11 protein-coding genes are annotated in these 13,147 nt (G+C 71.1%); 4 read left to right on the top strand and 7 right to left on the bottom strand.

Annotation, left to right across the window (positions count from 1 at the left end; translation table 11 throughout):
* Positions 1–49: 49 nt before the first annotated feature.
* From AAEX60_RS13185 to AAEX60_RS13150, 7 genes are read right to left on the bottom strand one after another with little or no spacing between them, the layout of a single operon-like run.
* The gene (locus tag AAEX60_RS13185) at positions 50–907 is read right to left on the bottom strand and encodes a hypothetical protein (protein WP_342104023.1); all 858 of its coding nucleotides are present in this window, start codon (positions 905–907) and stop codon (positions 50–52) included.
* Complete coding sequence (gene dapD, locus AAEX60_RS13180; protein WP_342104022.1) at positions 907–1,842, bottom strand: 2,3,4,5-tetrahydropyridine-2,6-dicarboxylate N-succinyltransferase; 936 nt, start codon at positions 1,840–1,842, stop codon at positions 907–909. The genes AAEX60_RS13185 and dapD overlap by 1 nt, the downstream gene beginning before the upstream one ends.
* 10 nt (positions 1,843–1,852) lie before the next feature.
* Positions 1,853–3,184, bottom strand: coding sequence for a dihydroxyacetone kinase phosphoryl donor subunit DhaM (gene dhaM, locus AAEX60_RS16410; RefSeq protein ID WP_446721322.1), 1,332 nt, complete (start codon positions 3,182–3,184; stop codon positions 1,853–1,855).
* A gap of 40 nt (positions 3,185–3,224) precedes the next feature.
* The gene (gene dhaL / locus AAEX60_RS13165; RefSeq protein WP_342104039.1) at positions 3,225–3,803 is read right to left on the bottom strand and encodes a dihydroxyacetone kinase subunit DhaL; all 579 of its coding nucleotides are present in this window, start codon (positions 3,801–3,803) and stop codon (positions 3,225–3,227) included.
* Between the two features lie 28 nt (positions 3,804–3,831).
* On the bottom strand, positions 3,832–4,833 hold the full coding sequence (gene dhaK, locus AAEX60_RS13160; RefSeq protein ID WP_342104021.1) for a dihydroxyacetone kinase subunit DhaK: 1,002 nt from the start codon (positions 4,831–4,833) through the stop codon (positions 3,832–3,834).
* Positions 4,834–4,841: 8 nt separating this feature from the next.
* Positions 4,842–6,449: an inositol monophosphatase family protein gene (locus tag AAEX60_RS13155; RefSeq protein ID WP_342104020.1), complete on the bottom strand. Its 1,608-nt coding sequence runs from the start codon at positions 6,447–6,449 to the stop codon at positions 4,842–4,844.
* A 39-nt stretch (positions 6,450–6,488) separates the two neighbouring features.
* Complete coding sequence (locus AAEX60_RS13150) at positions 6,489–7,793, bottom strand: MFS transporter (RefSeq protein WP_342104019.1); 1,305 nt, start codon at positions 7,791–7,793, stop codon at positions 6,489–6,491.
* A gap of 89 nt (positions 7,794–7,882) precedes the next feature.
* On the opposite strand from AAEX60_RS13150, the gene AAEX60_RS13145 reads away from it, so the two are divergent.
* The 4 genes from AAEX60_RS13145 to menD all read left to right on the top strand — a co-directional run bounded on the left by AAEX60_RS13145 (position 7,883) and on the right by menD (position 12,998).
* Positions 7,883–9,097: an AMP-binding protein gene (locus tag AAEX60_RS13145; RefSeq protein ID WP_342104018.1), complete on the top strand. Its 1,215-nt coding sequence runs from the start codon at positions 7,883–7,885 to the stop codon at positions 9,095–9,097.
* The gene (locus AAEX60_RS13140) at positions 9,081–9,956 is read left to right on the top strand and encodes a 1,4-dihydroxy-2-naphthoate polyprenyltransferase (protein ID WP_342104017.1); all 876 of its coding nucleotides are present in this window, start codon (positions 9,081–9,083) and stop codon (positions 9,954–9,956) included. Before AAEX60_RS13145 ends, AAEX60_RS13140 begins: the two co-directional genes overlap by 17 nt.
* Positions 9,957–10,221: 265 nt before the next feature.
* Positions 10,222–11,166: an o-succinylbenzoate synthase gene (locus AAEX60_RS13135; protein WP_342104016.1), complete on the top strand. Its 945-nt coding sequence runs from the start codon at positions 10,222–10,224 to the stop codon at positions 11,164–11,166.
* Positions 11,163–12,998, top strand: a complete 1,836-nt coding sequence (gene menD / locus AAEX60_RS13130; RefSeq protein WP_342104015.1) for a 2-succinyl-5-enolpyruvyl-6-hydroxy-3-cyclohexene-1-carboxylic-acid synthase — start codon at positions 11,163–11,165, stop codon at positions 12,996–12,998. Before AAEX60_RS13135 ends, menD begins: the two co-directional genes overlap by 4 nt.
* Positions 12,999–13,147: the final 149 nt, after the last annotated feature.

Genomic DNA, 13,147 nt, shown 5'->3' with positions numbered 1-13,147 from the left:
CGGGCGCCAGCCTTTGGGATCGATCGGTTCTGGTCTTCCGGAGGTAAGTTCACGCACGCAGCGTGATCGTCGCCTCCGTGGGCTTCTCCTGGCCCGCCGAGGTGGCAGTCCACTGGGCCAGCTCGTCGCCCTTGAGCGTCAGGGTGCGCTGACCGACGGCCACCCCGGTGATGCCGGTCTGGCGGGTGGTCGTCAGGGTCAGTTGGGTGGCGGCCCACAGCTGCTGCTGGTTGGCCGAGTTCAGGGTGAGCCGCGCCTGCCCCTGGCTGTGCTTCACCGAGCCGTTGAAGGCCCTGGTCAGCAGGGTTTCGGCCAGGTTGGTGCTGGGCGCCTCGGTTCGCCGGTCGATGCAGCTGACCGTCGCGGGGGAGTGGCCGGTCAGGGCGCTGGCCCAGGCCTTGGAGACCTCGACGTGCTTGCGGTAGCCCTCTGGCACGCCCGACTTCTGCACCTCCTGCGCGACGTCGTTGATGTCCCCGGACTCCCAACCCGGCACCTTGACCAGGCCGTCGTAGAACTTGCCGGTGGAATACCACGGGTCCATGATCTGCTCCACCGTGCCCCAGCCCTGGCTGGGCCGCTGCTGGAAGAGGCCCACCGAGTCCCGGTCACCGTAGTCGATGTTGCGCAGCTTGGACTCCTGCTTGGCGGTCGCCAGGGCGATCGACGCGGCGCGGGCGGGCAGCCCGCGCCGGATGGACTCCGCCACGATGATGGCGGCATTCTCCGACTGCTCCAGGCTGAGGGTGTCGGACACCTCCCCGACGCTGACCGTGCACTGCTCGGCGGGCGGCACCACCATCGTCACCGAGGAGGTGATCTTGTTCACCAGCCAGCCGGCGCCCACCACCAGCAGCACGATGGCCACCAGCAGTGCCAGCAAGGAATTGCGTCGGGGAGAGGCCATCAGTTCTGGTGCAGGTCCGTGTTGAGCACGATCTTGTGCTCCCCGCGCTGCTTGGCAATCACTGCGCCGGTCTGGGAATCCCGCAGGTACAGGATGTCGCTGGCGCCGCTCAGCTCGGTGGCCTTGACCACCTGACCGTCGGGCAGCTTCACCTTGGTGCCGGCGGTCACGTACAGCCCGGCCTCCACCACGCAGTTGTCACCCAGCGAGATGCCGACGCCGGCCTCGGCCCCCAGCAGGCAGCCCTTGCCGATGCTGATCACCTGCTTGCCGCCACCGGACAGGGTGCCCATGATGGAGGCGCCACCGCCCACGTCGGAGCCGTCGTCCACGGTGACCCCGGCCGAGATCCGGCCCTCCACCATCGAGTGTCCCAGGGTGCCGGCGTTGAAGTTCACGAAACCCTCGTGCATCACGGTGGTGCCCTCGGCCAGGTGTGCTCCCAGCCGCACCCGGTCCGCGTCGCCGATCCGCACGCCCGACGGCAGGACGTAGTCCACCATCCGCGGGAACTTGTCGATCCCCAGCACGTTGACGATCCCGCGGGTGTTGCGCAGCGCCAGCCGCACCAGCTCGAAGCCCTCCACCGCGCACGGCCCGGCCGAGGTCCACACCACATTGGGCAGCACACCGAAGATGCCGTCCAGGTTCAGCCCGTGCGGCTGGACCAGGCGGTGGCTGAGCAGGTGCAGCCGCAGGTAGGCGTCGCTGACGGTGGCCGGGGCCTCGTCCAGGGTGATCTCGGTCTTGACCAGGGTGATCTTCACCCGCCGGTCCACGTCCTCGGTCTGCGCGGCCACCATCTGGCGGGGCGCCTTGTCCTGCTCGGTGGCAGTGCCCAGCGCGGGCATGGGGTACCAGGTGTCCAGCACCTGACCGGATTCGTGGACGGTGGCGAGGCCCCAGCCCCAGGCAGATCGAGTCGCGTCAGTCATGTCGCACAGCCTAGCCGCCGGCACCCACCCGGACAGGCAAGCCACGGTCCTGGGCGACGATGATCCCGTGACCCGTGGTTCCCTCGGCGCGCACCAGCACCAGCGGCACCTGTTCGGGGTCGATCTGGGCCGCGGTCAGGGCGTCCAGCTCGTCCAGGGCCAGGGGGCGCCCGGCGGGCACCTCGGGCAGTGCCAGCTCGAAGGCCATCAGCGCCTTGACCACCAGCCGCTGCAGCGCCCGCAGGTCGGTTGCCCGCTCCCGCAGGTAGTCATTCTGCATCCCCTGGAAGAGCTCGATCGACTGCTCGAAGGTCTGCTGCACGGCCTCGACGGCGTGCTGGCCGTCGTCCAGGCGCTGGCGGCAGCCCTTGCCGATCGACGGATCGTGCAGCATGGCGCGCAGCGCACCCAGGACCGCCCCGGTCACCCCGGCCTCCGGCATCTTGGCGGCCAGGCCCTCGATGAAGCCGTCGGCCGCCGCCATCGCGGTCTCCAACCGGACCCTCTCCTGCTCCGGGCCACCGGCCGGGATGTAGGCGGCCACGTCGGGTTCCAGTTCCAGGTAGGCCAGGGACTCGGCATCCGGAGCAGAATCCGGGCGGTCCCCGAAGTTGCGCTCCGCCAGCTGCCGGACTGCCTCCAGCGCGCGGTGCGCCTCCGGGCCGCTGGCCCGCACCAGGAGCTCGTCGCCCTGCTGCAGCCCCAGCGCCTGCAGTTGGGTGATGCTGGCCGCGTCCCCGCTCTGGCCACTGGGCGCGACGAAGGTCACCTGGGCATCCAGGTCAGCCAGGGCCAGCACCACGGCCGACGAGGGACGGGCGTGCAAGCCATGCCGGGCCCCCACCCGGGTGCGCAGCTCCAGCACCTCGGTGGTGCCGGCTGCCGCGGGCCCGGCCGGTTCGGCGGCGGGCGCGGCGTCGGGTGGGGCGCCCCCGTCGGTCAGGTGTTGCTGCTTGGCCAGCAGGGCATTGGCGGCCTCGGACTCGACGGCGTCCAGCGTTGCGCCAGCGGCGGCGGCCACCGTCGCGGCCACCAGCCCCTCCACCAGCGGTGCCGGGCACAGCCGGACCCGCCCGGCCACCTCGGGATCCACGAATTCCAGCGCCATCTCCGCCGAGAGCAGGGCGCTGCCCAGGTCCAGCAGCACCAGGGTGCCGTCGGGCGAATCCGCCTGCTCGTAGGCGGCCGCGATCGCCGCCGCGTCGGTGCCGATGGTGGACTGGTCCAGCCCGGCCGCGGGCAGCACCCGCAGCCCACTGCCGTCGGGCACCATCTGGCTGGCCAGGCCGATGGCTGCGGTGGCCAGGGCATGGCTGTGCGAGACGACGACGATGGAAATCACTGCATCCCCCGAATGGTTGAGTTGTGGTCCTGCACTCGGCTCACGAGAGCGTGCGTTCGGCCGACTCCAGCAGCATCACCATGCTGGTGGCTCCCGGGTCCTGGTGGCCCGCGCTGCGCTCGCCCAGGTAGGAGGCGCGCCCCTTGCGCGCCACCATCGCGATGGTGGCCTCCCGGCCGGCCGTTGCCGCCTGCACCCCCGCCTCCAGGCAAGCCGCCACGCTGTCGGTGGTCTCCTCCATCGCCTCGACGGCCGGCTGCAGCGCGTCCACCAGGGTCTTGTCGCCCAGCCCGGCCTTCCCGCGGGAGAGCACCCCGTCCAGACCGGCGCGCCAGGCCTTCGCCATCGCGGTGGGGGAGTCCTCGGGCTCCAGCGCCCCGGCGAAGCGCAGCAGGAAGGTGCCGTAGAGCGGGCCGGAGGCGCCCCCGACCGTGCTGACCAGCGTCATGCCGGCCTTCTTCAGGTAGGTGGCGGCGTCCGGGAAGTCCGCGACGTCCAGGGCCTGGACGGCCTTCATCCCGCGGTCCAGGTTCGATCCGTGGTCGGCGTCGCCGATCAGCCGGTCGAGTTCGGTCAGTTCGGCCGCGTGCTGGTTGATCTGGGCGGCGAAATCGGCCATCCAGGCCGCAACGGTAGAGGTGTCCACGTCAGCAACCCCAGCGCAGTCCGGGAGTGTTCACCGGCGCGTCCCACAACGTGAGCAGATCCTCGTCGGCCCTGAGCAGCGTGAGGGAGAGCCCCGCCATCTCCAGCGACGTGATGTAGCTGCCCACCAGATTGCGGGCCACGGTGACCCCCTTGCCGGCCAGGACCTTGTGGATCTCGCCGTACATCAGGTACTGCTCCATCAGCGGGGTACCGCCCATGCCGTTGACGAAGCAGATCACCGGGGAACCGGTGAAGTCCAGGTCGGCCAGGATGGGGTCGACCAGCAGCTGCGCCAGCTCCCGCGCGGGGGCCAGCGCGCGGCGCTCCCGGCCGGGCTCACCATGGATCCCGATCCCCAGCTCCATCTCGTCGTCAGCCAGCTCGAAGGTGGGCTTGCCGGCGGCGGGCACGGTGCAGGAGGTGAGCGCCATCCCCATCGAGCGGCCCTGCCCGTTGACGGTACGGGCCAGCGCCACCAGGGCATCCAGGTCCCGGCCCTGCTCCGCGGCGGCCCCGACGATCTTCTCCAGCAAGACCGTCACGCCCACCCCGCGTCGGCCCGCGGTGTAGAGCGAATCGGTGACGGCGACGTCGTCGTCGGTGACCACGGCCTCCACCCGGATGCCGGACTCGGCGGCGGCCAGTTCCGCCGCCATCTCGAAGTTCATGACGTCGCCGGTGTAGTTCTTCACGATGTGCAGCACGCCCGCGCCGCCGTCGACGGCCGTGGTGGCCGCCATGATCTGGTCCGGCACCGGGGAGGTGAAGACCTCACCGGCGCAGGCGGCATCCAGCATGCCGAGCCCGACGAAGCCGCCGTGCATCGGCTCGTGCCCGCTGCCACCGCCGGAGACCAGACCGACCTTGCCGCGCACCGGCGCATCCTTGCGCAGCACCACCCGGTGCTCATGGTCAATCCGCAGCCGGTCCGGGTGGGCCGCCTCCATTCCCAGCAGTGTTTCGGCGACCACGTCGTCGACGGAATTGATCAGCTTTTTCATGCTCCCCATCAAAGCACCGGGCGGGGACAGTTCTGAAGAGCTGCCAGCAGCAATTCTCCCGCGCCGGGGGCGGCCACCAGCACGCCGCCGTCGCCGGGGAACAGGGTGTGGTTGCCGTCGAAGTCCAGCACCTCGGCGCCGGCCTCGTGCCCGATCAGCAGCCCGGCCAGGTGGTCGATCGGGTTGAAATCGTGCACGACGCCACCGGCGGCCCAGCCCGCCGCGATCCCGGTCAGGGCCAGGGTGCCCGAACCCATGATGCGCGCGGTGCAGTGCTCCTCGGCCAGGGCCATCAGGAAGCCTTCCATCCCCGGCCAGGGGGTGTGGGCGTCCCACTCGGTGAGCACGGTGCGCCCGGCCAGGCTCTGGGTGACGTGGGCCTTGAGCGGCTCACCGTTCAGGGTGGCGCCCAGCTCCCGGGCGGCCAGGAAGACATTGCCCATCCCCGGCTGGGCGACGCTGGCCACCAGCGGTTCGCCGTCGACGGCCAGGGCCAGGCTCATCGAGGTCCAGGGCAGGCCATTGGCCAGGTTGGTGGTGCCGTCCACCGGGTCCAGGTACCAGGTGGGGCGGCCGGGCTCCGGCTCGCCCCCCAGCTCCTCGCCGACCACCAGGTGCTTGCCGTCGAAGGCCTCCTGGATCACCGCGCGGACGTGCCGCTCCACCGCGACGTCCACCTCGGTGACCAGGTCCGCGGCGTGTGCCTTCGTGCCCACCCGGCCGACCGCCGCGGTGCGGGTGTAGCCATTGGCCCAGACCGCCAGGTCATGCGCCACCCGCACCATGCGGGCGGCCTCCAGGCTGAGGTCCGCCGCCACGGCAAAGGCGTCCACGTCCAGCCCCACCAGCGCCAGCGGGCTGGTGCCGCGGGTGAGCAGCCGCCGCAGCAGCCGTGGGCGGTCGGTGGTGATCCGGTCCACCCCGGCGTCGATGACCACGCTCAGGCTGCGGGCATCATTCAGGGTCCAACAGGCCACCTCCAGTCCCATCCGGTGAACCTGGTCCACCAGGGCTTGGGTGAGCAGCACCCATTCCACATTGATCGCCGACGGACGCAGCCGGCGCACCAAATCCAGGTCCAGTTCGCCGCCGTCGTGGTTGTAGGCCAGGTCGGCCTCCGGCAGCAGTTCGCGCACCAGCAACATGGCGTCGGTGTTCCCACACCAGCTGATCGGCACCCGATCCGCCTCGGGGCTGCGGCGGAAGGCCCGCACCACGGGGATCGCGGCGCGCACGTCGTCGACGCTGACCGTGTCGATCAACATGGTTACCGGTTCCTGGCGGCCCCGGTTGAGCTCGGCGAACTGGGCCAGCGTCTGGGCCAGGGTGGGGATTCGGCACTCGCCGCTGCCCACGTCGGCCAGGCTCCCCACCGTCCACGTGCCCGGGGCGTCCGGGGCGTCCGGGGCCATGACCATTTCATCCGCCCGGTTCGCGACGCCCCACAGCCGCAGCAGCGTGGCGTCGTGCAGCACCACGCTGGTGCCGTCGCGGGTGGTGCGAATGTCCAGTTCCACCACGTCGGCGCCGGCCTCGAAGGCGGCGGCGAAGGCCTCCGGAGTGTTCTCGCGGGCAGTCTCGGAATCGCCCCGGTGGGCCACGACGGTGATGCTCATGGCACGCACGCTAGGGGTGCGGAGTGTCGAAATGGTGAACTAGCGTCGCACCTCGGAGACGTCCTGGCTGAGCAGCCGCTCGATCCGCATCCAGGGTGCCCGCTTGTGCCAGTCCAGCCGGACCCGGATGTGGTCATTGCGCATGATCGACGCGATCAGCGCGGCGGTGACCAACCCGACGGTGACCACGCCGAACATGATGGTGGCGCGCGGCCCGAACTGGTTGCCGATCCAGCCCACCAGAGGCGAGATCATCGGCGCCATCCCGAAGATGGTCAGCCCCCACAGCGCCATCACCCGGCCGCGCATCTGCGGGCCGGTGGCGGTCTGCAGCAGCGAATTGCCGGTGACCAGCGCGGTGATGGTGAAGAAGCCCACCGGCACCTGGAGCAGCACGAAGAGCCAGAAGGTGCCGCTGACGGCGCTGAACAGGTTGAAGACGCAGTAACCGGCCATCCCCATCAGCACATGCCGCAACCGGGGACTGCCGCGACGGGCGGACCACAGCGCCGCCACCAGTGCGCCGACCCCCATGAAGGAGCCGATCATCCCGTAGTCACCGGCGCCGCGATGGAAGGCCTGGGTGGCCATCACCGCATTGGTGATGTTGAAGTTGAAGCCCAGCCCGCCCACGGCCAGCCCGACGGTGAGCAGCGCCAGCAGGTCCGGGCGCCGCCGCACATAGCGCAGACCCGCCACGAAGCCGGCATTGCGCCCCGTGGCCGGCTTGGACGGGTGCAGCAGCGCGGTGTCCATCCGCAGCAGCGCGACGATCATCGCTGCGAATGCCAGCACATTGGCGGCGATCACCCAGCCGGTCCCCACCAGGGCGATCAACGCCCCGCCGATTCCGGGGCCCAGCAGCCGGGCGGCATTGAAGCTGGCCGAATTCAGGCTGATGGCATTGGGCAACTGCTCGAAGTCGACGATCTCGCTGACGAAGGCCTGCCGGGCCGGGTTGTCGAAGGCCATCGACAGGCCGTCCACCAGGGACAGGGCGAAGACCTGCCACAACCGCACCTGACCGGTGATGGTCAGCGCCGAGAGCAGTGCGGCGCTCACCAGCCCGACGGCGCAGGAGACCAGCAGGATGGTCCGCTTGGGCAGCCGGTCCGCGATGCTGCCGGCCACCGGGTTGAGCAGCAGCGCTGGCAGGAAGATCAGGGCCGTCTGGTAGCCCAGCGCCTGCGCATTGCCGTCGGTGAGCACCACCAGCACCAACCAGGCCTGCGCGGTGCGTGCCATCCAGCCACCGACATTGCTCACCAGGCCACCCACGAACCAGATCCGGTAGTTGGGGTTGGCCAGGGAGGAGAAGGTCTGGGAAGGGGCGGCGTGACTCACCGGTGGATGCTCTCCTGATGATGAATTGGGGTGGACCACCAGCCTATCGGTTACCGGCCGGTTGGGAACAGGTCGGCTACGGTCGGTTGGTGACCTTGCGCCCTCTCCAGCCCTGTTCCCTCGACGAGCTGCCCGGCCTGCTGCCCGGGGTGCTCAGCGATGGGGGAGGTGCGCGCGCCGTGCTGGCGCCGCTGGGCGAGCACCCCGAGCAGACCTTGGCGATGCTCCGCCCGGACCTGCCGGTGACCGAGCCGGACGCCGCGGTGGTGGTGGCCACCTCCGGATCCTCCGGGGTGCCCAAAGGGGTGGTGCTCTCCCGTCGGGCGCTGCTGGCCGCCGCGGAAGCCGCCCAGCAGCGGCTGGGGGCCATGACCTGGACCTGCGTGCTGCCCGTCGGCTACGTGGCGGGCCTCATGGTGATGGTGCGGGCGCACGTCGCCGGGCGGCCGGTGCGCTTCGCCCGGGCCGACCTCTCGGACCTGGAGCCAGTGCCCGGGGCCAATGCCATCTCGATCGTGCCCACCCAGCTCTTCCGGGCGATGGCGGACCGGGGAATGCTGGCCAGTCTGGCCCGCTACGACGCGATCCTGCTGGGCGGAGCACCCGTCGACGCGGCGCTGCTGGCCGAGGCCCGGGGCCGGGGCCTCAACCTGATCACCACCTACGGCATGAGCGAGACCTGCGGCGGTTGCGTCTGGGATGGCGAGCCGCTGCCCGGCGTCGACGTGGGGATCGCGGCCGCCGAGCAGCACCCCACCACGGCGGCGCAGACGGCTCCAACCACGGCGGCCGAGCCATCCCCAACCACGGCGGCCGAGCCTGTCGAGGCCCCATCCGGCCGGATCACCCTCAGCGGGGAGATGGCCTTCAGTGGCTACCGGCTGGCCCCGGAACTGACCGCGGCCACGCTGGCCGGGCGTACCGTGCTCACCAATGATCGTGGGGAATGGTCCGACGGCCGCCTGCGGGTGCTGGGCCGAATGGATGACGTGGTGATCTCCGGCGGGGTGAACGTGGACCTGGCGGCGGTGCAGCGGGCCGTCGAGGCGATCGAACCCGGCACCAGCCTCGTGCTGGCCACGCCAGACCCGGAATGGGGCAGTCGAGTCACCCTGGTCAGCTGCTCGGGTCATGGCCTGGCCTGGTGGCATGACCGGCTGCGGGGTGGCCTGGGCCGGGCCGCCTTGCCGCGCCGGATCGTGCCAGTGGATGTGCTACCGCGCACCAGCTCTGGCAAGATCGACCGGCAGGCCCTGCTCAGGGAACTCGGTGAAGAAGGCGACGCGCGTGGCAACGGTTGGTGAATGGATCGAGGGGGCGCGGCCGCGCACCCTCCCGGCGGCCCTGGCCCCGGTGCTGGCAGGCTCGGCGACTGCCTGGTACTCCGGCGGTTTCCGGCTGGGGCCCGCGGTGTTGGCCTTTGTGGTGGCCCTGGCCCTGCAGATCGGCGTGAACTTCGCCAATGACTATTCCGACGGGATCCGGGGTACCGACGAGGACCGGGTGGGCCCGATGCGGCTGGTCGGCTCCGGCGCGGCGCGCCCGGCCCAGGTGAAGGCGGCCGCCTTCGGCTGTTTCGGCCTGGCCGCAGCGGCGGGCCTGGTCCTGGTGGCCCTGACCGGCCACTGGTGGCTGGTCGGAGTGGGCGCGTTGTGCATCTTGGCCGCCTGGTACTACACCGGGGGTGAGCATCCCTACGGTTATGCCGGGCTGGGCGAGGTCTTCGTCTTCATCTTCTTCGGCCTGGTGGCGGTCTGCGGCACCACCTATGTGCAGCTCGGCCGGGTGACCCCCGCCACGGTGGTGGCCTCGGTGGGGATCGGCATCCTGGCCTGCCAGATCCTGGTGGCCAACAACCTGCGCGACATCGTGGGGGATCGAGCCGTCGGCAAGCGCACCCTGGCCACTCGATTGGGTGATGCCGGCACCCGACGCTTCTTCGCCCTGCTCAGCGCCCTGGCCACGCTGTGCTGCGTGGCGGTGGCGGCGCTGACCACCTGGTGGGCCCTGCTCAGCCTGGCGATGCTGGTCTTCCTGCTGCCCGCCACCCGCACAGTGCTGACCGGGGCCACCGGCAAGGCCCTGATCCAGGTGCTGAAGTTCACCGGCTTCGCAGAGCTGGCCTGCTCCGTCGGCCTGTTCCTGGGGTGCGTCCTCGGCTGACCAAGTTGGACGCCTGTCTTGAGGAACTTTCGGTGGTGACTACGCCACACAAATGTCCTCAGGACAGCTGACCGACTTCCTGGGGGCGGGTTTCGGTCCGTGTGGGCAACCGTTGCGCCGGATCAAGGCACTTTCGCGGTGCCTGCACAGGTGTGGTCAAAGCGGGGGCATGCGGGGCAGCACCGTGAGTATGGGCCAGCTACAGGTGGGCGGGCACTGCTTGGCCCGTTACCCCCAAGCGCGGGGGTGTGGCTAGGGTTTCCCCATGCCGACGCACGTCTACCAGATCCCGCTGCGCACCCGTTTTCGGGGCATAACCACCCGTGAGGGCGTGGTGTTCTCCGGCGAGGCGGGCTGGGGGGAATTCAGCCCCTTCCTGGACTACGCCGGTGTCGAGATCCGGCCGTGGCTGCGGGCCGCCCGGGAGGCGGCCGACGAGGGCTTCCCCGAGCCCGTGCGCGGGGCCATCCCGGTCAACTGCACCGTCCCGGCCGTCGGCCCCGAGGACGCCCACCGGATCGTCCGGGAATCGGGCTGCGGCACCGCCAAGGTCAAGGTGGCCGAGCCCGGCCAGGAGTTGGCCGATGACCTGGCCCGGGTGGAGGCGGTGCGCGACGCCCTGGGCCCCGAGGGCAAGGTCCGGATCGACGCCAATGGCGGCTGGCAGGTGGGCCAGGCCGTGGACAACCTGCGCCAGCTGTCCCGCCTCGGCCTGGAATATGCCGAGCAACCGGTGATGGCCGTCGAGGATCTGGCCCGGCTGCGCACGGAGCTGGCCCGGCGGGGGATCGACGTGCCGATCGCCGCGGACGAGTCCATCCGGCGCTCCGGTGACCCGGAGCGGGTCAAGCGGCTGGGGGCCGCCGACATTGCGGTGCTCAAGGTGCAGCCCCTGGGTGGCGTGCGGCGCTGTCTGCAACTGGCCGAGGACCTGGCCATGCCGGTGGTGGTCAGCTCGGCGCTGGAGACCAGCATCGGGATCCGGATGGGGATTGCGCTGGCCGCCGCCCTGCCCGAGCTGCCCCACGCCTGCGGGCTCAACACCCTGCGGCTGTTCACCGACGACCTGTTGGCCGAGCCCCTGATTGCCGTCGACGGATACCTGCCGGTGCGCGACGTGAGCGTGGACCCGGCCAGGATGGCCGCCTGCTGTGCGCCGACCGACCGCGTGGAGGCCTGGGCGGACCGGATGGCCGAGGCCAGCCGATGAGCTCCTGGCTGCTGGCGCAGTGCGTCGTGGAGCAATTGCGCCAGGCCGGCGTGCGGCACGTGGTGCTGGCCCCTGGCTCCCGCAATGCGCCACTGTCGCTCGCGCTGCACCGGGCCAGCGACCCCTCGACAAGCTCGGGGATCGTGGGAGGGCCCGGCTCGGGAATCGTGGGGAAACCGGCCTGCGGCATCACGGGAGAGGCGGGCTCGGAACCCGATGATGAGAGCGGCTCGGGAGCCGTCCAGGAGTTGGGTTCGGGCACCGGGGAGGGGAGTGGCCCGGGGGGCGTCGAAGAGGGCGGCTCGGGAAACCTGGGCGCGGCCCGTCTCCGGCTGCACGTCCGGGTCGACGAGCGCTCCGCCGGCTTCCTCGCGCTGGGGATGGCCAAGGCCTTGGAGGAGCCTGTCGCGGTGGTGACCACCTCCGGCACCGCCGTCGCCAACTTGGCACCCGCGGTGATGGAGGCAAATCAGGCCGGGATTGCGCTGGTGGTGCTGTCCGCGGACCGGCCGCTGGCCATGATCAACTCCGGCGCCAACCAGACCGGCAACCAGTACGGGTTGTTTGCCGGGCAGGTCCGCCACCAGGTGCAGCTGACCAGCGACGGCGAACCGCCCGCCTGGCGCTTCCAGCTGCGCCATGCCCTGGCCCTGGCCGCGGGCACGCGCACCCGCAATCCCGGCCCGGTGCAGGTCAACCTGCACCTGGCCGAGCCGCTGATGCCCACCGAGGAGACCCTGGACGCCCCCGGCCCGTGGCGGCTGGAGCCCAGCCGGCCCGGCCCCGCGGTGCGCCTGGACGGCGGGCCGCGCACCGTCGTGTTGGCCGGCGACGCCCGCCCTGCAGTCGGCCGACGCGCCGTGGCCGTCGCCGAGTCGGGGGCAGTGCCGCTGTTGGCCGAGCCCACCAGCAATGCCCGCACCGGCCGGGCCGTGGGCAGCTACCGGCTGCTGCTGGGCAAGGATGATCTTGGTGGCCGGATCCAGCGGGTGATCGTCTTCGGGCACCCCACCCTGTCCCGGCCGGTCACCCGGCTGCTGAGGCGCCCCGACGTCGAGGTGATCATGGTGGCCGATCGGGCCGGCTGGCATGACCCGGGTTTCACCGCCAGCGCCGTCGTGGACGATGTTGATCTTGTTCCGGCGGCGGACCGGCACTGGCTGAACCAGTGGCTCACCGCAGACCTGGACCTGCAGACCCGGATCGAGCTGGTCCGGCGGCCGGCCGTGGGCGAGGACCCGGTGCTGACCGGGCACGATGTCGCCCGGTTGGTCACCGAGCGCACCGCCGGCCAGGTGCTGGTGCTTGGTTCCTCCAACCCCATCCGGGATGCCGATCTGGCGCCCATCCCCGACGCCCTGTACGCGGCTGGCGCTGAGCCGACGCTGGTCCATGCCAACCGGGGCCTGGCCGGGATCGACGGGGTGATCTCCACCGCTGCCGGGATCGCGCTGGCCCTCGACCGCCCGACCACCTGCCTGCTGGGGGACCTCACCTTCCTGCATGATGCCGGTGGGCTTTGGCTGGGCACGCTGGAGCAGCGGCCCCGGCTCCGGCTGGTGGTGGTCGACGACCGCGGCGGCAGCATCTTCCACGGCCTGGAGCAGGGCGGCGATCCCTATCGGGACAGCTTCGAGAAGGTCTTCGGCACCCCGCACACGGTTGACCTGGCACAGTTGGCCGCGGCCCACGGCTGGGCCACCGCCACCGTCACCGACGCCGAGGAGCTGGGCCAGCGGCTGCGGGTGCCGGTCCGCGGCCCCGAACTGCTGGTGATCCCGGTCAGCCGCCACGGCAGGCGGGAGTTGGGCCAGCGGCTGGCCAACCTCTGAACTGAGAACAGATGCAAAATGACCCGTTACCTTGCTGGTGACCCCGTAGGGCGGGGTTACGGTCGCCGGGCCCGGCATGACTCTGTGCCCCTGTCGTACGCATGATCCGGGGGGTGTTGTCACCGGGCCTGGTGGCGCCAGCCGACCGC

Origin of the sequence: Luteococcus sp. H101, assembly GCF_038433155.1 — a bacterium.
Classification (GTDB): Bacteria; Actinomycetota; Actinomycetes; order Propionibacteriales; family Propionibacteriaceae; genus Luteococcus.
This window is presented reverse-complemented; position numbering and strand designations above follow the sequence as displayed.

Bases quoted from the DNA above. Each gene is read 5' to 3' on its own strand.
- AAEX60_RS13135 (WP_342104016.1), top strand. From the start codon at position 10,222: ATGCCGACGCACGTCTACCAGATCCCGCTGCGCACCCGTTTTCGGGGC.
- dhaL (WP_342104039.1), bottom strand. From the start codon at position 3,803: ATGGCCGATTTCGCCGCCCAGATCAACCAGCACGCGGCCGAACTGACC.
- menD (WP_342104015.1), top strand. From the start codon at position 11,163: ATGAGCTCCTGGCTGCTGGCGCAGTGCGTCGTGGAGCAATTGCGCCAG.
- AAEX60_RS13155 (WP_342104020.1), bottom strand. From the start codon at position 6,449: ATGAGCATCACCGTCGTGGCCCACCGGGGCGATTCCGAGACTGCCCGC.
- dapD (WP_342104022.1), bottom strand. From the start codon at position 1,842: ATGACTGACGCGACTCGATCTGCCTGGGGCTGGGGCCTCGCCACCGTC.
- dhaK (WP_342104021.1), bottom strand. From the start codon at position 4,833: ATGAAAAAGCTGATCAATTCCGTCGACGACGTGGTCGCCGAAACACTG.
- AAEX60_RS13185 (WP_342104023.1), bottom strand. From the start codon at position 907: ATGGCCTCTCCCCGACGCAATTCCTTGCTGGCACTGCTGGTGGCCATC.